Below are 22,610 nucleotides of genomic sequence, written 5' to 3'. Positions count from 1 at the left end.
AATAAAACCCTCAATACGATGAATTTTTCTCATTTCAACCCCATCGAGGAACATTTGTAAATCCTTATTGATGAAAGAGTATCCCATGATTTTAATTATAGGGAGAATAATATTGCAAATGGAGCCGTTACAATATTCACCTTGGCTTTGTGCCAAAACGTGAAAACACGTGTATACATCTTTCAGCTTGATTGAGAATCAAGCAACAATACAAGCAGCACAAAAGCGTATTGTTGAAGAATGGAGAACACAGAATAAATCAATGTAATTGACCATAAAAAAACCCTTCATGCGTAAAATTTTACAGGCGTTCTTCAACAGTGTTTTACGACAAAATAAATCCATCCGCTTTCATCAAAAACAAAGTTAAACATACCCCCTAAAAAAGGAAGGTATCTTATGATGCACTCTCAAATATCAAGAGCAATCGCAAATAGGAAATGAGCAAAGTGTTTGATAATGCTAGCTTATTTCCATAAATATAAAAACACCGCTACGCAAAGATGCCAATACGCAAAAATGTTGGTACGCAATGAATTCTATGCCTTATCACGAGCAACACTATGAAATAGGTGTGGAAACGATAAATCATATTTCTTTACCGAAAACGGGTACATGATTAACACCATAGCATTCTTGTTCTTTACACAGATATTAATTCTTTCTCTTGCTTTTGCAGTCAACAATAGCGCATAACAAAAAATAGGATAAAGCTAAAAAGAAGAGGTTAGAGATGAAATTTTTTGTGGATAGCGCCAATATTGAAGAAATTCAAGAGTTACAGAATTTAAGCCTTGTTGATGGTGTCACAACCAATCCCTCTCTTATCCTAAAATCAGGACGCAATATTCTTGATGTTACAAAAGAAATTTGTGCTCTCGTTAACGGACCTGTTTCTGCTGAAGTTGCAGCAACAGAATTTGAAAACATGATGAAAGAAGCAGCTGTTTTAGCAAAGGTTGCCGACAATATTTGTATCAAGCTTCCTTTAACACTCGATGGATTAAAAGCCTGTAAAGCCCTCACAGCAGCAGGACTAAAAACAAATCTCACACTTTGTTTTTCTGCCAATCAAGCCTTATTAGCCGCCAAAGCAGGCGCAACATTCGTTTCACCTTTTATTGGTAGACTTGATGATTGTGGAAATGATGGAAGTGAACTGCTTCATGAAATTCGCACAATTTATGATAACTATAACTTTGAAACACAAATCTTGGCCGCTTCAATCCGCACCGTTAATCATGTCAAAGAAGCAGCACTCAGTGGTGCTGACATTGCAACAGTTCCACCAGCAATCTTAAAAGCACTGGTCAAACACCCTCTCACCGACAAAGGGTTGCAAATATTCCTCGACGACTGGAAAAAAACAGGACAAAATATTGCTTAATATCTAGAATTTTTATTGGAAAGATCTTTTGAAAGTAACAAAAAGATCTGTTCAGCCAACTCTTCCGCAACACGTTTTTTTGCATCTTCTTCTGCTTGCAGCGTTGCATATTCTTGACGAAGTCGCTCAAAAGATGCATTCATCATTGCTGTTCCTTTTGCAACAAGAGTATTTTTCATATCCTGCAAAGTGTAAGAAGCTCTGCTCATAACAGTTCCAACAGAAGGTCGTCCCTTTCTCTTTTTCTCGAAATCAACCTCTATCTGCATCGATTCTCTGGTAAAGACGGATATCTGCAATGCCAATTGATAAGCAGGTAGAGAAGGTTTAGCACCATTTCCATACAAAAGAAATAGAAGATGATTGCGCACCATTTGTCCAAAACGATCCGAAGGTTCTTCCACAACAATAGAAGCAAGCTTTTGCGCTAATCCCAAAGAAGCTTGTCCAGAAGGGTGCCCAGAAGCAGGATTCCCATAAGAAGCAGAATCCATTGTCATTGCACTCTGCAATTCTTGACGGTAAAGCGGTTCAACTTTGCATCCACACAACAGTGTGAATACACCAGCTAAAATGACAAGAATAGAACTTCTAAAAAACGACATTCACAATCCTTTGTGGAACAACAATGATTTTTTTCACAGGCTTTTCAATCAGCTGCGCCTTTACAAAATCTAACGCCAAAACCGCTTCTTTAATCATCACCTCATCAGCAGTTGCTGCAACGCTCACCTCACCACGTTTTTTACCATTAATTTGTACTGGCAAAGTATAGCATTCCGCAACGGTTAACGTGGGATCATAAATAGGCCAAGCAAGCGCAGATATTAAATTTTTTCCCCCTAAAGCAGCATGACATTCTTCTGCTAAATGGGGCATCATGGGTGCAATCATAGCAAGAAAAAAATCCATAGCTTGACGTAAAGAAGCTTTCATTTCATCGTCAACACTTTCTATCCTATTTAACAACGGCGCCATAATATTCAAGAATTCATAAAGGCGTGCAATAGCCCGATTAAAAGCGAATTTTTCCAAATCATCTTCTACAGCGTGGAGCGTGCGATGTGCGACCTTTGAGAGTTCCAAAGCCGCTCCCTGATGCCCTGCACAAGGCGCCACATCCTTTAAAATAGAAGCACTCACAGCCACATGGCGCCAAACACGCTGTACAAAGCGATGTGCACCTTCAACACCAGATTCTGTCCAAATGACATCCCGCTCGGGAGGAGAATCTGACAACACAAACCAACGCACAGTATCAGCGCCATAAGATGCAATAATATCATCAGGATCAACGACATTCTTTTTTGATTTTGACATTTTCTCAATCAAACCAATCGTCACTTCACTTTGATCGGTTAATTTATAAGCACACCGCTTTCCATCTTTTTCAACAATCGAAATTTCTGCTGGAGAAACCCACCCTTTACCATCTCGATAGGTTTCATGCACCACCATACCTTGGGTAAAAAGCCCCTTAAAAGGCTCATCTACCGTCACATGACCGACCAATTTCATAGCACGCATAAAAAAGCGTGCATAAAGAAGATGCAAAATGGCATGCTCAATTCCACCAATATATTGTTGCACAGGCAACCATTCAGCTGTTGCTTGTTTGTCAACAGGTCCCTGCGCAAAAGGAGCCGTAAAGCGTGCATAATACCAAGAAGAGTCAACAAATGTATCCATGGTATCGGTTTCGCGTTTGGCAGGTTGACCACAGGAAGGACAAGTAACATTCTGCCATGTTTCATGTCGTGCAAGAGGATTTCCTGGTTGATCAAAAGTAACATCATCAGGCAACACAACCGGTAAATTAGCACGTGGAACAGGAACAACCCCACAAGTTGTACAATGGATCATCGGAATGGGGCACCCCCAATAACGTTGACGCGAAATCCCCCAATCACGCAAACGAAATTGCACTGTTTTCTTCCCTTGCGGTTGCCCATTGAGCATTTGTTTTTCAAGCTTTTTAGCAGCTTCTTCAAAAGCTTGTCGGGGTGTCAAACCATCCAAAAAACTAGAATTGATCATCACCCCATCACCCGTATAAGGTGTTTCAGTAATAACAAAATCTTCTGCTTGCTCTCCTTTTGGCAAAACCACGGGTTTTATTGGAAGATCATATTTACGCGCAAAATCGAAATCTCTCTGATCATGAGCTGGACAACCAAAAACAACCCCTGTTCCATAGTCCATAAGCACAAAATTCGCGATATAAACGGGAATATGTACTGTTGAATCGAAAGGATGAACAGCCAAAAGGGGCGTGAGAAACCCTTGTTTTTCAGCTGTTTCAAGTGCTGCCGTTGTCGTTCCACCACACCGACAATTTTCAATAAAAGCACTCAACGCTTTGTCTTTTTTTGCCAAAGCTTGTGCAATAGGATGATCAACAGACAGAGCCAAAAAGGAAGCGCCAAACAGTGTATCAGGACGCGTTGAATAACAAACAACCTCATCAAATTTCTCACAAACATCATCAGCATCACCCGCCGACTTTAAAGCCCAACGAATCAGCAAACCTTGTGATTTTCCAATCCAATTTTTTTGCATGGTGCGAACTTTTTCCGGCCATTGGTTCAGCTCTTCAAGCCCTGCCAAGAGATCTTCACTAAAGTCGCTAATTTTGAAAAACCACTGCGTCAACTCACGTTGTTCCACCAACGCACCAGAACGCCATCCCCGCCCATCAACAACCTGTTCATTGGCCAAAACAGTATGATCAACAGGATCCCAATTCACCTTAGCCACTTTACGTGCTACCAACCCCTTTTGATAGAAATCAAGGAACAACATTTGTTGGCGGTGGTAATATTCCACATCACAAGTCGCAAATTCCCGAGTCCAATCTATCGAGAGCCCTAATTGCTTTAATTGCCCACGCATCACCGCAATATTTTGATAAGTCCAAGTTTTAGGGTGCACTTTATTTTGCATAGCAGCATTTTCAGCCGGCATCCCAAAAGCGTCCCACCCCATAGGATGAAGGACATTAAACCCCTTGGCGCGTTTATAGCGTGCAACCACATCCCCCATGGCATAATTGCGCACATGCCCCATGTGAATACGGCCAGAAGGGTAAGGAAACATCTCTAAAACATAATATTTTTCACGAGCATCTTCTTGGACAGTCTGAAAAATTTTCTTTTCATCCCAAATTTCTTGCCATTTTTTTTCTCTCGCCCGTGGATTATAGCGTTCGCCTATCTTATAATGCTCAATCGTCATTCCCATTATACTCTTTTAATAAAACTGAACCAAAAACTTGTTTTATTATGCTTGACCATGGATTAACCTCATCGTCAACATTTTCGTGAAATATTTCCCTAAGTATTTTATAAAACTTTAAAAAAAACGACCAACTCTTGAACAAAAAAGGTAAAGCACAAAAATATGAATACACAAACACCCCTTGATGCCCCTTCCGTTGAAGCATGGCAAAACCTTCAAAAAGACATTGCTGAAACATGTCAAGAGTTACAACGCCCTGTAGAAGAAATTGAACTTATCGCTGTTTCAAAAACTGTTTCTGCTATTGATATACGACCCCTTTTGCAAGCAGGCCAATCTTTGTTTGCAGAAAACCGCGTACAAGAAGCAGCACAAAAATGGCCTGCTTTACGTCAACAATTTGAAAATATTAAACTCCATCTCATCGGTCCCCTACAATCAAATAAAACAGCAGAGGCGATCAAACTTTTTGATGTTATTCAAACGGTTGACCGTGAAAAAATAGCCAAAAGCTTAGCTGAAGAAATGCAAAAACAAAAAAGGCATCTTCCTTGCTATGTTCAGGTTAACATTGGCTTAGAACCGCAAAAAAGTGGTATAGCACCACAAGAAGCTACATCTTTTGTCAACCAATGCAAAAACAACTATGGACTTGATATCATCGGACTTATGGGCATTCCCCCTGTCGATGAAAACCCCGGCCCCTATTTCGCACTGTTAGCAAAATTAGCAAAACAAGCAGGTCTTCCAAAGCTTTCCATGGGCATGTCCAGTGACTTCAAAACCGCTCTACAGTTTGGCTCTAATGTCCTTCGCATTGGCTCTGCTTTATTTGGAAAACGCCCTGTGTAAAGCAATTTCCCCTTCATATAAATTCCCATTGAAAATTCTACGAACAAGCCAAAAACAGCAGAAATGAGAAAAAATATTTCCTTCAATATCAATACAAAGAGCAATTCTAGCAAAAAAGATTCCAGTCCCTCTTTCATCCTGTTAGCAAAATAAGCAAAAAAGCTGGTCTTCTCAAATTTCTCACCGGTACATCCACAACACGTACAATAGCTTCAAAATAGCATTACAATTTGGCTCTCATATTCTCGCATATTGGCTCTACTTTACTCCCCTCTGAACGCCTCTCCAGCAAAAGCAACATAAAAAATAAATCCTTATATAAAGGCAAAATGGTAAAAATGGCGTTGAGCATGAATGAAAAAACTGTCGCGAAATAAATAATTACAAAAGAATATTGAATAAGATCATCGCAATGATTTCCATTGAAAATCATGAATTCTCTTAACTTCCCCAACACGCGTAAACAATTTCCCCACATGCCAATAGCATAAAGCAGACAAAAAGAGGCTTATGGTTACATAATACAGTAACAAAACTCTTTCATGTAAGTCACTTGAGCAAAATAAACATCTTAAATGCTCAATAGAGCACCAAGAACCGCGCTAAACAACATGAATAGCAATCTATAAGGTCCAACAAATAGCAAAAGGCTTTCTATGCTCTACAAAGCATAAAATACGGTTAATATTCGCCTGAAAAATAAAAGAACAAATCCCGTGCATATGCGCATAATATATGCATACAAAACAATGGCAATGAAACCGATTTCAATAACAATATTTCTTTATCATTATTCCTTTGTCGATCTCGTAAACAAAGAGAAAAACTTCAACTTTTCATATGCCAAATTTTTCTAAATTTAAACTTTAATTAAGAAAAAATATGGTGTCATTTCTTATATTTTAAAAACTTATAATTAATATTATTATTTTATTAAGAATAATAATTTCATATATACATAATTTATATATTATTTATTACAGTATTTTTATCACCATTTCTAAAGTTTATATTTGTAATTTCTCTAAAAATACGTGATAGACATTTGAAATGTATAATTATGATTAATATTTTTAATGTAGATAATATTAGGAGTATTAAACTGAAACATTTTGGTTCAGGTTTAACTTATACGATACATGATTCAACACCTATCATTTATGGAAATGCATGTAGTACTAATGATTTTATGTATCACATAGGTGCAGGGGGGGTTGCATGGAGCTTTTGATGGAGGAATAGGCAGAGCAATTCTAGGTGGTATAACTGGAAGACCAGCGGGTGCATTTACAGGTAGACTCTTAGGCGCCGCAGGTGGATTCTTAGCAGATGGTCTTTGGGCTTTATAGAAAAAGGTCGTGAATGTTGGTTCTAATTTATAGAGAATAGCGACAAAGATATCTCTGAAATTAGTATTTTTGTAAATATTGGAAAGAATATACCAAATATCTATGGACAAAATATTTTTCAGAGATATCTATTACGGATCACCTATTATAATTTAGGATTTTTTATAATGAATATTCGTTATGAAATAATAAGGCTGTTTTGCATTCTCTTTGTATTCATCCCTATATATGCTATTGGTTTTAAAAAAATTGGTGGTTACAGTTGGAAAGTAGCTATAAAACAACATTATATACAGTAATTATGTTCATTATTTTTGATAGTTTATGTAGATATTTTGGTTTATATTAATATTTAGTAAATTTATTCTTTTAAAAAGCATTCTCATTCCCTCTCCTTTATAGGGTATTTTTTAATATCTTTATGCTTTTATAAAAAGCTCTTTACTACAATAGATTCTGCCACATTTGAATATCCTAAAAGCATAAAATACTCTCTTGAATACAAACGTATCAGATTTTAAAAATTGACTATTCTAATCTTTGTCATTTAGTCTAACCTCACAATGAAAAGCTTTTGGGAAAACTCTGCCACAAATATAACCATACAAAAATACAGAGGCAGATTTTTCCAAACAATAAAAAGAGGGAAACATGACTGAAAAAATCTATCCAGTATCAGAAGAGATCAAAAAAAATACTTTACTCGATGAGGAAACTTATCAACAATGGTATCGAGAAAGCATCGATGATCCAGAAAGCTTCTGGGCAAAACATGGTCAACGCATTGAATGGTTTAAACCTTTTACAAAAGTAAAAAACACTTCTTTTAACGGAGATGTCTCCATTCAATGGTACGAAGATGGGATAACAAATGTTACCTATAATTGCATTGATCGCCACCTGAAAACCCATGGAGACAAAATCGCGCTCATTTGGGAAGGAGATAATCCTTATCATGATAAAAAAATAACCTATAACGAGCTTTATGAACATGTTTGTCGTTTTGCTAATCTTTTGAAAAGTCGTGGCATTAAGAAAGGCGATAAAGTAACCATTTATCTTCCTATGATTCCCGAAGCAGCCTATGCCATGCTTGCTTGTGCTCGCATTGGAGCTATTCATTCGGTTATTTTTGCTGGCTTTTCTGCTGAAGCAATAGCAGGACGCCTTGTCGATTGTGAATCAACCTTTATGATTACCGCTGATCACGGCTTGCGTGGCGGCAAACGGATCAACTTAAAAGACAACGTTGACCATGCCATTGAGATAGCCGCGCGCCAAAACGTGCAGGTGGACCAAGTCATGGTTATACGGCGGACTTGTGGACCCATTCAATGGGTAGAGGGGCGTGATTTTTGGTACCACGAAGAGATAGCTCATGCCAAAACAGCTTGTCCAGCAGAACCCATGAATGCTGAAGATCCGCTTTTTATTCTTTATACTTCAGGCTCCACCGGCAAACCTAAAGGTGTTTTGCATACCACAGCAGGCTATCTTGTTTTTGCCTCGATGACTCACCAATATGTTTTTGATTACCACCCCGATGAAGTTTACTGGTGTACGGCTGATATTGGTTGGATAACCGGCCATTCTTACTTGGTTTATGGACCTTTATGTAATGGTGCGACCACTTTAATGTTTGAAGGCACACCAACCTTTCCTGACAAAGGCAGATTCTGGGAAATTGTCGACAAGCATCAAGTCAATACACTCTACACCGCACCAACAGCTATCCGCGCCTTAATGGGAGCAGGAAATTCGTTTGTTGAACACTCAGACAGGACGTCGTTGCGTCTTTTAGGCACGGTAGGCGAACCGATTAACCCAGAAGCATGGGAATGGTTTTATCATATAATTGGAAATGACCGTTGTCCGATTCTCGATACATGGTGGCAAACGGAAACAGGAGGGCATATGATCACACCCTTGCCCGGTGCAACCCCCCTCAAAGCAGGATCGGCCACACGTCCTTTCTTTGGTGTTCAACCCCAAATTGTTGATGCCCAAGGCAATGTTTTAGAAGGTGAAGCAGAAGGCACTCTTTGTATCAGTGATTCATGGCCCGGACAAATGCGCACACTTTATAAGGATCATGAACGCTTTATTCAAACTTATTTTTCCTCCTATAAAGGAAAATATTTTTCAGGCGATAGCTGTAGGCGCGATAGCGACGGTTATTATTGGATCACAGGACGAGTTGATGACATTCTCAATGTCTCGGGGCACAGGTTAGGAACTGCTGAAATTGAATCGGCTCTTGTTTCTCATCCCGCTGTATCAGAAGCAGCTATTGTGGGTTACCCGCATCCCATTAAAGGGCAAGGAATTTATAGTTTTGTGACCCTCATGGAAGGAACAGCGCCAAGTGAAGAATTGCAAAAAGACCTTATCAAGCATGTGAGACAAGAAATAGGTTCTATTGCCATATTGGATAAAATTCAGTTTGCTCCACAGCTTCCCAAAACGCGATCAGGGAAAATTATGAGACGTATTTTACGAAAAATCGCTGAAAACGATTTTGATACTCTCGGAGATATTTCAACCCTTGCCGAACCACAAGTTGTTGAAGATCTAATTGCCAACCGACAAAACTAAAAAACACGACGCAATACAACATACGGTGGTTTTTGTTTTTTTTGCTAAAATTATCTCAGCATTATTACGAAAACCACCGAGGAGAATAAAAAATAAAACAATTCACGAGAAGCTCAATCATTCTAACAACAAACGCTTTTTTTCATAACAGGTAAGAAATAATTTAAGCAAAAACCTCAGGATTGGGATGCGAACAAGAATAAGAAAGTAAGATAAAAAGAGCAACATAGCTTTTTAAAATCACCTAATGTCCACTCAATGCAAAAAAAGCCTCTGAGTAAGAAGGAAAAATAGTTCTGATGTTTATGCTAGAATCCCTTTGAAATTCCTGCTAAAATCATAAATAAGGCTAAAAAAAGAAAGTATAAGTGATAATATTCTTGAGCAAAAATATTTATCTATAACGAGGGTGTATAAAAAATATTGAAAACCATGAAATCTAAAATAAACAAGCTTACAACAAAAATCTAAAGCAATGAAAGTAAGAGTTTTTAGAATAAATGATGCAATATAAAATCAGGAGTAATAATAAAAAGTGATTCATTTTGAAAATGTCGGCCTACGCTATGGAATGGGCCCTGAGGTCCTTCGTGATATTAGCTTTCATATTCCTCCTGGATCATTTCAATTTCTCACAGGTGCCTCTGGAGCAGGGAAAACGTCGCTGATGCGTCTTATGTTTTTGGCACTCAAACCCACCCGCGGTCATATTGATCTCTTTGGAACAGACACAGCATTGCTCAAACGACAAGAGCTCCCTGCGCTGCGACAACGTATCGGGGTGGTTTTTCAAGATTTTCGTTTACTCGACCACATGACCACTTATGAAAATGTCTCCTTACCTTTACGCATTAAAGGACAAGAAGAAGCAACCTATCGCAGTGAAGTGGAAGATCTTCTCTGTTGGGTAGGTCTTGGAGATCATATTCATGTTTTACCACCGGTTCTTTCCGGTGGGGAAAAACAAAGGGTAGCCATTGCACGCGCACTCATTGATCAACCTGAAATTCTACTTGCCGATGAACCCACCGGAAATGTCGATCCGCCCTTGGCAAAACGCCTACTGCGTTTGTTTATTGAATTAAATCGTTTTGGAACAGCTGTTATCATTGCTACCCATGATATTGCCTTAATGGAACAAGTTGCAGCACGACGTATGCTTCTCCATAACGGACGGATGACGATTCATGAATAAGTCTTTCCCCATTTTTACAAGCAATAAAAAAAATACAACAGCGATTATTCCCAGTGGTAATATTTCTGGAAAAGCATTAGTTGCCGTGATTGCTATTATGACATTTCTTTCAAGCCTCACCTTAATCGGTGTTGATTTGGTCCAACGTGCCGCCCAAAATTGGAGTAATCAGATTAGCTATGAAGCAACAATACAAATACGCCCCATTGACAATGTTGATATCAACAAAGCACTCCGTGATGCCGTACAATTGGTTAAAACATTTTCTGGTGTACAAGATGCAAAAATTGTTGACCAAAAAGCTACAGAAAAGTTACTGGAGCCATGGCTTGGAACAGGCTTCAATGTCAATGAACTACCCCTTCCCCGCCTCATCATTGTGACCCTGAATGGGGATGAAAAAATCAATTTTTCAGCCATTAATCACGCCATTAAAACCCAAATTCCAGGAGGTCAATTTGATGATCACCGTGTTTGGGTTCATCGTTTTGCGACCATGGCACACACCACTGTTTTCATTGGTTTTTCAATTTTAGCATTGGTTTTAGGCTCTCTTATCCTCACCATCATTTTTGCCACCCGCAATGCATTGGCAGAAAATGCACATATTATCAATGTCTTATATTTCCTTGGTACTGAAACTCTTTTCATTGCGCGCCAATTTGACTGGCATTTTTTTAAAACTGCGCTGCGTGGTGCTTTATATGGTGGTCTTACAAGCATATTTCTGTTTTCAGCCTTTTGCTTCTGGACGAATTATAACTTGGGAAGAGTAGAAGCTAGCCAAGTAACAGCTTTGTTTGGACATCTTTCCATAAGTTCCATCCCCTACGGAAAAATCACTCTGCTTATTATTTTCGTTTCTTTTCTCACCACCCTTACCAACCGCATGACTATTTTAGCGCAACTGAAAAAAATCGATCAATGTGAAAACGGTTTATTTTAATTTTATGACTCACAACAGCCCCAACTCATTGATGCAACAAAATTTAGAACGTCCTCTTCCAAAACGGCCCCACTATAATAGTTGGTCTCCCTGCTTTTTATTTCGCTATTTTCCACCGACAACCCTTACTCTTTCAATCATTGTTTTCATTTTCTGGAGCGGTTTTATCATTTTTTCTGAAAAAACTGAACGACTTTCTCCCCCAACACCTCTCCCCAAAGCGGATGCCATTATCGTGCTTACAGGCGGAGAAAACCGAATAGAGACAGGACTTAATCTCTTACAAAGGGGGTTTGGTTCACGTCTCCTCATCAGTGGCGTAAACACCACAACCAATCTGAAAAGTCTCATGCACAACATGCATATTACCCCACGGCTTATCTCCTGTTGTATTGACATTGGGCATCAAGCGATTAACACCAGAGGAAACGCCGAAGAAAGCGCCGCTTGGATCAAAAAACACCACTATAGAACCCTTTATATCGTCACCCATGATTACCATGTGTGGCGCTCAATGCGAGAACTTAAATATTTAATGCCTGATATCCATTTCATTGCCTATCCTGTTAAAAAGAACAATGCTGAAAGCGCAATACAACAGATCAATCAAATCCGCATTCTTATATTCCAATATATTAAAACGCTCCAAGTCTATATCAGAACCGCATTCTAATCTTTATCCTTCTGACTTTTTAAAAACCTTGCCACCCACGAACCGCTTCATACCCTTCCACACGAGTTGCCTCTATAAAAGCTCGACAGAGCTTACCCTCATACAACGCAGAACATCCCAATGCACGTGTCACTGTATTTGCACGTTCACCCAAAACATCTCTTACATCCCAAACATATCTCACAGCGCGGATCTGTACATACCATCCCAATATATAAGCTCTTGTAAATAGAGCCCCCAGACAACCATAAGATTTCCAGACTTGTCATAAAAATCTATTTATACCACTGTCTTACCCTTCATAAAAAATGCAAACCGCCTCACCCTATATTTTGCCACCCCCCAAGTATTACGATAGCTCTTAAACCTCTTGGGATGATTGGTAAGAGGCATGCATTACCCCTTTCTTAAACACGAACATACCAACCTTGTATGACATGCAAAAAAATAATTTTAATAGATTTAAAATAAGAAAATTTATAATAGTTAGATTTCTCATTCAACAGAGAGAAGGTTAAACTATCATTATAAATCAATACATTAGAAACAATCTCTTCATTATACAAAGCGTCTTCATAAGAGCATTTTAGATCACAGATAGGAATAAGCTCAAAACGCACACCGCGACAAATACCCTACGTTTTTTATCGCAATCTTTTTTGAAATCATTTCGCTCTCTAAGATCACCTTTTGTCTGGTTTCATCCCCAAAAAGAACGAAAATTTTTAAACTCTATTGATCTGTAAACAATAATAACTCAGCTTCTTGTCTAACGCGTTCCACCTGCTCACTTCAATATCAGAACACCTCAAAAGACAGATTTCATGAGAATTTTCATTTCCTCTCAACATCTCAAAAGGCGACGATTCTTATTAGCAACGATTTGTAAACAATCCACTTTCTCTAGACAGGTTCCACTCAGCTTCCCCATTTATATGGTTTACTCACATAAAGCTAGACAAGAAAACCCTGCCTGAGAATATTCATCACTACCGCTAAAGCTCATGCGTCATAATTTTAGCGACCTCACTGCCTAAGGTGCTTTATCACATACAATATATTGATTTATAATGAAAATTTATTACGCTACAACTTGAATGAGAGCTCTCAATATCATCAGATTCTCTCATTTCAAATCTGCTCTCTATTGAATCAATCAAAACCATTTTCTTGCACATCACATAGGACTTGCACATCACAAAGGAAGAGAGCCTGCGCAGCGTAAAACTGTACAAGAAAGACATGCCTCTTATGGACTTGTCTCAAGTGCCAAGGGCTGTCGCAATACCCACGAGCTGACAAGGTGTGTGATAGTGCCAGTTTGTTACGACACAGCGCTATTTTACCGCACAATGGATAATTTAACCTTTTCAGTTTCTCTCACTTCCAATTTTGGCAGGTTGCGCACAATTTTCATTGTTTCCAAGCTTACAGTAATAACCCGCTGAAACAATTCCAATGGATAAGCTGGATTACCCACCGTTTCAACAGCATAGCGATTGGCATCATTCACAATCCCACTCGCTTTATCCGTTTTGACAACCTGCCGCTCCATAACCCATTCAAGAGCAGGCCTGCCATTGATCACATACTCATAAGCTTCAAGAGGAATATTCTGCATCGTGATATTCGCATTATAAACCACGGTGGTTTTGTCAATAGCACCACGCTTACCAGCAAATTTCATTGCTTCAACACGATAAAAACCCTTCTCATCAGAAATCACCCAAGTTCTTGGATCACCCTGTTTATAGGTAACGGGATAGGGTTCAACCTCTTCATAATTCATATGCAAATCACCAAGCTTGCGCCCCGCTGTAACAAAAGCCCAAAAATCCTCTACCTTTTTAACTGTTGGAATACGCGGCAATTGTTTAGACAGATTATGCGCATAACGAGCACGATAATCTTCAGAATGCAAAATCCCATAAACATAATAAAACAAATCATCCTTTGTTATCATTTCACCAGGATAAGCTGCCTTAAAATAAGCCAACCCTTCGTCCGTAAGAGCATCACGCCGCTCTAAACCAGTTTCTTTGCTTTCCTCTGCAAAATTTGCAAACAAATGAACCTGATCCCCCTCCTTATTTTTCAAGGACACAGCATCTTCATAAACATACCGTGGAAAACATTGACCAGTATCCATTGCATGAAGATTAGATAAATTCTTAGTCATCAGAACAGAAAAGCCACTGCTTGCTCCAATTCCCGTAACTTGTATCACCTTATTTTCAGCCGTTTGTTCCAGAGGAAAAATACGTGGCATTTGTAAAACTCTATGGTTAAAAACACGATTGTAATAGAGCCACTGTTGTGTAAAAGGACGATAAAGGCTCTGGGTAATATACGTATCTTTAAATTTAAAAGCTTTCCCCCTTATTAATTCTTCTTTAAGGCTACTACTCCAACTAATCTTTCTAGAATCTGTATTGACAAAATCGTTCACAGCATTTGCACGTGCTTTGCGATCAGAATGTAGATACGCAGCATTAAAACGCTCTACTTCACTGTTATAAAAAGCAATCATATTGCTCATATTCTTTGCTAAAGCTTCACGACTTGAGTTATATGTCCAAGCATCACGACTAGTTTGTATCCCACCAGAAAAATTTTCAAAGAGCTTTTTATCACTGCCTTTCTTATCACCTAAGGCCAGAAATTTTTTAAAATCACTGTTGCGCTGTTTCAGCCAATCGCCATATTCATCTGGTGTAATCATCTGCCAGCCGTGTTCACGTGTGATACCACTAATACTCCCCAACCTCTGAAGTTCACGGAGCTTTTCTTTTGCTGTGAGATAATCTCCAATATCACGAAAATATATTTTCCCATGCTGTTGTGCATCCGGATTTTTAACCAAAATGGAAATCGCAATAGGTGCGCGAGACCCAGAACCAAAAATCTTTCCCCCCTCCTTTCGAGAGAGCTCTCCAGAAGTTCGTTGATTCCCCCGCAAATGGAAAATATAAAGGCTGCTAAATTCCTCGATTAAACATTTTCGTAAACCATCCGTAGAGTAACTACTGATAAAACCTGCATTTGTCACAAAACCAATAACACCACAGTCTTTTATACGGTCACTTGCCCAACGAATGGCACGAATATAACTGTCATAAAGTCCATTAACATTGCTTGCTTTAGATTGAGCGGCATAGGTTTCACGAATGCGACGATCCAATTTAGGATAGCCAATATTCTGCGCATTGTCGTTTTCACTTTTTTGTCCAGAAGAATAAGGGGGGTTGCCAACAATAACACGAATATCCAGTTCCTTCTGGTGCACCCGACGTGTACTGTTATCCACCAGCAAATCACTGATCAGGTCTTTTTCTTGCTCATAAAGCTGGAATGTATCGGTTAAACAAATTCCCTCAAACGGAACATAATCGCCCCCCATCAGACCATGATAGGTCGTCTCAATATTAATGGCTGCAATATAATAGGCTAAAAGCACGATTTCATTGGCATGAATTTCACGACAAAATTTGTGTTTCATCTCCTCTGGTTTTATCAGACCCGATTGTAAAAGCCGCGTGATAAAAGTACCCGTTCCAGTAAAAGGATCCATGATGTGCACACCCGGTGAGCCAAGCGTTTGCCCAAATTCTTGCTCTAAGACATCATTGACAGAGTGCAAAATAAAATCCACAACCTCGACGGGGGTATAAACAATGCCTAGTTTTTCTACAGTGCGTGGAAAAGCATAACGAAAAAACTTATCATAAAGCTCTACAATCAACCTCTGTTTTGCTTTTGGATCCGTAATGCCACTGGCTCGTAATTTTACACTTGCGTAAAATTTTTCCAGATCTTTGGATTCCTTATCAAGATTTGCCTCATCAAGCACATCAAGCATACGCTGCATAGCACGCGAGACAGGATTCTCACGTGTGAACTGATAGCCTTCAAACAACACCTGAAAGACAGGACGCGTGATAATATGCTGTGCCAACATCTCAATCGCATCAGCTTCTGTAACAGCATCATTTAAGTCATCACGCAGTTCTGCCACAAACCTGTCAAAGGCTTGACGCGCCTCAGTATTTGGCTCTGCCAGAATGCCTGTTAAGCGCGTGATATGATTCTTAGCAATTTCAGCAATATTGCTCGCCCAATCCTCCCAATAATCACGTGTCCCACATTTCTTAACGATCTTTGCCAAAATCGCACGAGAAAGTTCATCTACGCAGAAAGAAAACTCCTCGTTTACCTGCTCTGTAAGAAAGCAATCATGCTCCAGACTTCCAATTCCCGCTCGTGCAGGCTGTGAGCGAACCGGAAGATTGTCTACAACAGCCGTAACAGCCTGTAACTCAGTGCTCTGCGTGACACCAATAATCTCAATCACATTGCTGATATCTTGCCCGAGGGATGCCTTATTAATCGTCGCATCAAAACGATCATCATGCGCACGCAAAGCATTTAAAATTTGCCAGATAGCCCGATATTTATCATTGTTGTTCAAAGCCTGTTCCACTGGAGTATCAGGAGGAATACCAATTGGCAAAATGACATATCCCATCTTTTTACCTTCAGAGCGACGCATCACCCGCCCAACCGCTTGCACAACATCAATCTGGCTTTTGCGTGGATTTAAAAACATGATCGCATCAAGAGCCGGAACATCCACCCCCTCAGACAAACACCGAGCATTGGTCAAAATACGACAAACATCATCCCCACTATCAGCTTTCAACCAGTCAAGTAATGCACCACGATCCTTCGCATTAAAAGTGCCATCAACATGCTCAATTTCACACTTCAGAAAATGCTCATTTTCTGTATCCTCTTTCGTATAATCAAGATATTCTCTAACAACCGTAGAAAACTCATCACGCACAAGTTCAGAACTTTTAATAGTTTTACAAAACGCTAAAGCACGATGCATAGGATATAAATCCGCACCAACATCAGCCTTCATATTTTGTTTTGTCAAAGCCTTATAACAGCCAATAATCTTTGTTGCATCATCAAGAATAAGCTCAGTATCGCTATCACTAAGGCGCTTCTGAACAGCGGAACTGACCAATTTTTCGTCCATTGCTAAGACAATAACCTTATAATCTGTTAAAAGATCATTTTGTACTGCCCATGAAAAACCCCGATAAAAAAGTGTTTTACCAAAAAGCTTTTCATCATCCATCGAAGCAAGAACGGCATTAACTTCATTCGCGCGACTTTTTGCGTTATCACCAAAAATGCGTGGTGTCGCTGTCATATAAAGGCGTTTCTTGGCGCAAATAACATCATTAGAATGCACCTTAACAAAATTGGATTCATCCTCGCCCACCAGCGTTGCCCCTGTTGTACGGTGCGCTTCATCACAAATGATAAGATCAAATGTTGGCAAACCATAGTTTTTCTGAGCATCAGCAATCACCTGAATAGATTGATAGGTTGCAAACACCACGGTCATCTTATCTGCAACACTCTTCGCCACCTGTTCTGCAAGTTTAGCAGCATCGGTTGTCGCCGGAAAAGCAAGATCAAACACATCAATTTCAGCAACATCATCACTATTTTTACGACGCTTTCCCACTTGTGTATCGGAACAAACAGCAAAAGATCTCAATCCGATTCCTGCATCCGTTGTCCATTCACGAACCGTCTGTGACATCAGTGCCAAGGAAGGAACAAGAAACAAAACAAACTTGCCTTCACCCGCCAAATCCTCAGCAATTTTAAGACTGGTAAATGTCTTACCAGTACCACAAGCCATAATAAGCTTCCCCCGATCTGCTTGAGCAAGCCCAGCACGCACATCACGCAATGCTTCCAATTGATGTGGACGCAACTTCTTTTTATCCTCCAAAACAACTTTGCCCTGGGCTGCAAAAGTTTCCCAACGGATCGGACTTTGTTGTATATCGGAAAGATTAATCCGTATAACAGGAATATCCTGCCCCCGTATCATTGTTTCAGCGTTATCACTCCAAGTACTTTCAGTACTATCTATAATAACACGCCGCTTGAATGGAGCTTTCCCTGATGCCGAAATAAAACTATCAATATCTGCTTTTCTAATCCGATAAGCTGCATCATAAAATTTACATTGGATTGCTGCAAATCCCTCTTCATCACGAAGCTTTGCCACAAGATCAATACCGGTATCCCGACCATCCCAAGCATTTTCACGAGCCCAATCTTTAAAGGTTTGAATCTTCTCATAACACCCAGACTGAAGAGGATCATGTGTCAGATAAGCAAGAGCAAAACGCTCAAAATATGTACCTTTATCTCGTTCGGTACGCGCTTCATCACGATAGCTCTGTAAAAGCGATTGCAGCGTCGTCATGCTTTTCTCTCTATTAAAAACATCTTCAATTATCGAATCTAGACCTATTCATTAATGCCTCTTGTTCTACCCAAAAAACTTAAAAAAAACTTAAAATTGCTTGATTTTAAGATATTTCGTCTATGCTTAATTAAATCAACAAGAGAGAATCTTTTGATCTTTTTGAGTATCCCCCAAATCATATGATGCATTTATTGATGTCTATATCCCTATGGAAATAAACGGTAAGGCGTGATGATTTTGAAAATATTTTTTGCCTTTTGTTAAGAATACACAATAAAGTGCGCAATAATTTTAGGATTTAGCTTAAGAATGAGAGGAGGAAATGGATAGGACACCTGCGAACACACAAGATACCAAGGAAGAAACTCCACACACAAAACAGCGCATTTTACGAACGATCATGCATATAATTTCACTATAATACGCAAAATATTAGTTGTGATATTCAAAATATTGATTTTTGAAATATTTCTTTGTCTTTTGTTCTTTCGTAGACTAATTATTCGCTTCTTATACTTTATAGCGGGTGGTTTTAGAATTCTTTTTTATATGTACAATATATTGATTTATAATGATAATATAGCATCATTCATATTAAATTAGAACTCTGAATAACGTAAGATTTTCTCATTTCAAATCTGTTTATCTTGAATCAATCAAAACCACCCGCTTGCACATCACAAGCGGAATGAGTGTGTGGAGAAAAACTGTACAAGAAATGACTAAAAATGGCTCTTATGAACCGTCTTAATGCAAGGTCTATCGCAAACCCACGAGCTGGCAAATATAATGATGGTGCCCGGCTTATTACTTCATAAGCGTAAAGATGGAGGTGCTCAATAGATTTACCATGAACAGCGTCGCAAAATAGGCTTGGATACCTTGAGAAATCTTTCTTTAAAACAAGAGTGTCAATGTGCAACACAATGGCGCTCTGTATCGGACTTGTAGCAGGAGGAAGAATACCATACCAACTAGACATACCATTGCTCATCACTAGCGCCATTATGTTCTTTAGCAACATAACTGCAGCTTGGTATTACGGTGTTCTCTTACTTCATCTCACACCTGCTGAATATGAGCTTATTCTTTTTCAATAAATGAAAGCCCTTTTCATTCATACATCATTCAACATAAGAAGCCATCCGCCTCTCAAACTTTTTGTCGTCCTCACCAAACTCATGAAATCAAACCCGCATCTCACGGTATTAGTTCTTAAGATCACGCCCCCTACCGAGTATCTGACGGCATCCTTACCCTAGAAACTCAAATGGCTTGTTTATCCTTCAGCTCCAAAATCATGAGATATGGCAGAAAAAAGCGATGCCTTAAACAAAATATTCTAAAGAAAGCTAAGTTACTCGCATAAAGGAACAGAAAATGGCTGTGTCTTAGGTCACATTTTAAAACTTGAGCACGATCATAATTTATTTGCATAAACCTAAACACCTATAATTTGCACCACCTTCTGCAAAACTAAAAGTGAGAAATCCTCATAACCTCTTTTCCGAAAATCTTAAAAAGACTAAACGAAACCTCTTAAACTGCTCAACTATCTCGATACCAGTTCATTTTTTTGGAAGAACGCAGGTTTAAGCTGTTTTTGGCATCAACCTTCTTTTTTGTTCTTTTGTTTGTTAGCAGATATATTATTCCCCCGCCTCTTTTTAGGTTAAATCTTAAGAATCGCCGCGCAGTATATTTCATTTGTCCTCCTCTTCACATCTCAGAAGACGAGAATTTTTAACAAAATTCAGTCTGCAAGCAATCTCATTCTAACGGGTTCTATTTAATTTCTCCTTAATAGGATTTACTTCCATAAGACTCGACAAGAAAGATTTAAAATATTCATCATGCATTCTCAAAACATTTAATGCCTCAAGAAGGCTTATATGCCTACCATATCTCACATGATGGGGTGCCCTATAAAACGTTCACCTCTAGTGGTACGCTCCACTTAATGAACAAAGTGTTTTCTAAAATAGAGCAGCAAATAATGCTAAACTTTTTCCATTCATGTTTCGCTTCATAAATACTTCATCCAAGTGGAAAGCATCACGAACAAACATGCCCCAATTGATAAAGCTTAATCGCGTGAAAGAGCGACAACAGGGTCAAGCCGTGAAGCTTGCCGCGCTGGAGAAAAGCCAAAACATATTCCTATGAGGGTTGAAAAAGTAAGAGACATAATGATCGATTCAATAGTATAAACCAAATGAATAGGTGCCTTAAACAGAAGAAACAAGCCACCGATAGAAAGTCCAAGCAAGATCCCCAAACCACCACCAATCACACAAACCAAAATCGCTTCAATGAGAAATTGCTGTAAAATATCACTTTGCCGTGCACCAACTGCCATACGCACGCCGATTTCATTGATCCGCTCAGAAACAGTGACCAACATAATATTCATCACCCCAATACCCCCCACAACCAAGGAAATAGCTGCAATTGAAGAAATTAAAAGTGTTAAAATATTTGTACTCTCCATAACACGTTCACGGAAAAATTCAGAATTTCTAATGAAAAAATCCTCCCCGCCATGCCGCATAATGAGAAAACGTTTTATCATGGTCTCCGCTAAATGTGAATCAATATCATCAGCAATCCTAACAGTAATCGCACGAACTTCTGTTGTACCAAGAAAACGCGTCTGCACTGTTGTATAGGGTAAATAAAGCTGTAAAGTATTTGATGTATCTCCACTTGCATTATTTTGTGAATCAACAACACCAATAATACGCGCAGGAACATTACCCACATTCACCACCTTTCCAAGGGGGCTTTCATGGCTATGGGGGAAAAGAACAGACAATGCTTCTTTCTCGATCACGAGATCAACCGCCCGATCATGGACACTTTTTTGATCAAAAAACTGTCCTTTGAAAACTTTGAGCCCCTGTGTCTGAAAAAATTGTTCTCCCACCCCCGCAATAATGGCATTGACTTCAACTGCACCAAAACGCACTTTCGAGCTTGCTGAAATCTGTGGTGTTACACCAGAAACATAAGGTAATCCAGACAAGGCTTCTGCATCAGCTTCAACCAAACTGGTTATTTTTTCTGCTTGTGGATCAGAAAAACTTTTACCAGGAAAAATGGTTAATGTATTAGTACCCAAACTTTTAAAATTTTCCAGAATTTTCTCTCGTGTACCATTCCCTAAAGCCACCATAGCAATAATCGCCCCAATACCGATAATCACCCCAAGCATTGTTAGAAAAGTCCGCATGCGATGTGCATTCATTGCCAACAGAGCCATCACAAACGCCTCACGGAATCGCTCAACAAAAGAACGAAAAAAGCCCAGTTTTTGTTGGCCTTTTAGATTTTGTTGTTCCTGAAGAGATTTTCCACCAACTTTTGTTTTTGCAACCTTTGACCGCTTATCAGCAATAATTTCCCCATCACTGATTTCGATAATACGCTCTGCTCTTTCAGCCACCTGCATATCATGGGTTACAATGATAATGGTACGCCCCTCTTGATGAAGTTCATCCAAAATATGCAATACTTCTTGCCCACTCTTTTTATCCAATGCACCAGTTGGCTCATCCGCAAGAATGACCTCCGCATTATTCATGAGCGCCCGAGCAATAGAAACACGTTGTTGCTGACCACCAGAAAGCTGATTTGGACGATGATTTATCCGATCCCCCATGCCCAAACGCGTTAAAAGATCCTGTGCCCGCTGTTTCCTTGCTTCCACGGCACATCCCGCATAAATAGCCGGAATTTCAACATTACCAAGAGCTGTCAATTCATTCAACAAATGGTAACGCTGAAAAATAAAACCAAAATGATTACGTCGCAAAGCCGACAATTCATCCGCAGAAAGAGAAGCTGTTTCTTTACCAGAGATCCAATAACGACCAGAAGTTGGACGATCAAGACAGCCTAAAATATTCATCAAGGTTGATTTACCTGAACCGGAAGCACCTACAATTGCCACCATTTCACCACGTTTAATGGTAAGATTGATGTCTTTCAAAATGGTAACAAACGCTTCGCCCGCAGGAAATTTGCGCACAATATTTTCCAAGACGAAGACAGCATCTGCTTGATTTGTGCTCAT

General features: G+C 39.3%; 12 protein-coding genes and 1 pseudogene. 8 read left to right on the top strand and 5 right to left on the bottom strand.

The genetic code is table 11. From position 1 onward, the window contains the following. Nucleotides 1-733 precede the first annotated feature (733 nt). A complete protein-coding gene (gene fsa, locus ACFINI_RS02740) occupies nt 734-1,387 on the top strand; it encodes a fructose-6-phosphate aldolase (RefSeq protein WP_375645581.1) in 654 nt (217 codons plus the stop codon). Here the strand turns inward: fsa and lptE are convergent. Together lptE and leuS are read right to left on the bottom strand one after the other, a co-directional pair. Next, entirely contained in the window at nt 1,384-1,992 is a 609-nt protein-coding gene (gene lptE, locus ACFINI_RS02735; protein ID WP_375613171.1) for an LPS assembly lipoprotein LptE, read from the bottom strand. The genes fsa and lptE overlap by 4 nt on opposite strands. Further along, nucleotides 1,979-4,621, bottom strand: coding sequence for a leucine--tRNA ligase (gene leuS / locus ACFINI_RS02730; RefSeq protein ID WP_375645723.1), 2,643 nt, complete (start codon nt 4,619-4,621; stop codon nt 1,979-1,981). Before leuS ends, lptE begins: the two co-directional genes overlap by 14 nt. A gap of 165 nt (nt 4,622-4,786) precedes the next feature. Here leuS and ACFINI_RS02725 point away from each other — a divergent pair, with 165 nt between their 5' ends. The 6 genes from ACFINI_RS02725 to ACFINI_RS02700 all read left to right on the top strand — a co-directional run bounded on the left by ACFINI_RS02725 (nt 4,787) and on the right by ACFINI_RS02700 (nt 12,234). Continuing rightward, complete coding sequence (locus ACFINI_RS02725; RefSeq protein ID WP_375645580.1) at nt 4,787-5,476, top strand: YggS family pyridoxal phosphate-dependent enzyme; 690 nt, start codon at nt 4,787-4,789, stop codon at nt 5,474-5,476. Between the two features lie 1,214 nt (nt 5,477-6,690). Further along, nucleotides 6,691-6,825 carry a hypothetical protein gene (locus ACFINI_RS02720; protein WP_375645579.1) on the top strand — a complete coding sequence of 45 codons (135 nt, stop codon included), beginning with the start codon at nt 6,691-6,693 and terminating at the stop codon, nt 6,823-6,825. A 651-nt stretch (nt 6,826-7,476) separates the two neighbouring features. After that, a complete protein-coding gene (gene acs / locus ACFINI_RS02715; RefSeq protein ID WP_375645578.1) occupies nt 7,477-9,420 on the top strand; it encodes an acetate--CoA ligase in 1,944 nt (647 codons plus the stop codon). 535 nt (nt 9,421-9,955) lie between these two features. Next, nucleotides 9,956-10,615 (top strand): cell division ATP-binding protein FtsE, encoded by a 660-nt coding sequence (ftsE, locus tag ACFINI_RS02710; RefSeq protein WP_273723097.1) that lies wholly within the window; start codon nt 9,956-9,958, stop codon nt 10,613-10,615. Further along, the gene (locus ACFINI_RS02705; RefSeq protein ID WP_375621026.1) at nt 10,608-11,561 is read left to right on the top strand and encodes a cell division protein FtsX; all 954 of its coding nucleotides are present in this window, start codon (nt 10,608-10,610) and stop codon (nt 11,559-11,561) included. Before ftsE ends, ACFINI_RS02705 begins: the two co-directional genes overlap by 8 nt. A 4-nt stretch (nt 11,562-11,565) precedes the next feature. Further along, the gene (locus tag ACFINI_RS02700; RefSeq protein ID WP_375645577.1) at nt 11,566-12,234 is read left to right on the top strand and encodes a YdcF family protein; all 669 of its coding nucleotides are present in this window, start codon (nt 11,566-11,568) and stop codon (nt 12,232-12,234) included. Nucleotides 12,235-12,253: 19 nt separating this feature from the next. Here ACFINI_RS02700 and ACFINI_RS02695 read toward each other — a convergent pair whose 3' ends face one another. Both ACFINI_RS02695 and ACFINI_RS02690 read right to left on the bottom strand, forming a co-directional pair. Continuing rightward, entirely contained in the window at nt 12,254-12,388 is a 135-nt protein-coding gene (locus ACFINI_RS02695) for a hypothetical protein (protein ID WP_375611713.1), read from the bottom strand. A gap of 1,188 nt (nt 12,389-13,576) precedes the next feature. Further along, nucleotides 13,577-18,532 carry a DEAD/DEAH box helicase gene (locus ACFINI_RS02690; RefSeq protein WP_375645576.1) on the bottom strand — a complete coding sequence of 1,652 codons (4,956 nt, stop codon included), beginning with the start codon at nt 18,530-18,532 and terminating at the stop codon, nt 13,577-13,579. A 731-nt stretch (nt 18,533-19,263) separates the two neighbouring features. On the opposite strand from ACFINI_RS02690, the pseudogene ACFINI_RS02685 reads away from it, so the two are divergent. Next, a pseudogene (locus ACFINI_RS02685) lies at nt 19,264-19,474 on the top strand (integrase); the annotation flags it as partial. 1,147 nt (nt 19,475-20,621) lie between these two features. On the opposite strand, the gene ACFINI_RS02680 reads toward ACFINI_RS02685, so the two are convergent. Further along, the gene (locus ACFINI_RS02680; protein WP_375645575.1) at nt 20,622-22,610 is read right to left on the bottom strand and encodes a MacB family efflux pump subunit; all 1,989 of its coding nucleotides are present in this window, start codon (nt 22,608-22,610) and stop codon (nt 20,622-20,624) included.

Origin of the sequence: Bartonella sp. AA56HLJMS (assembly GCF_042197145.1) — a bacterium.
Classification (GTDB): Bacteria; Pseudomonadota; Alphaproteobacteria; order Rhizobiales; family Rhizobiaceae; genus Bartonella.
This window is presented reverse-complemented; position numbering and strand designations above follow the sequence as displayed.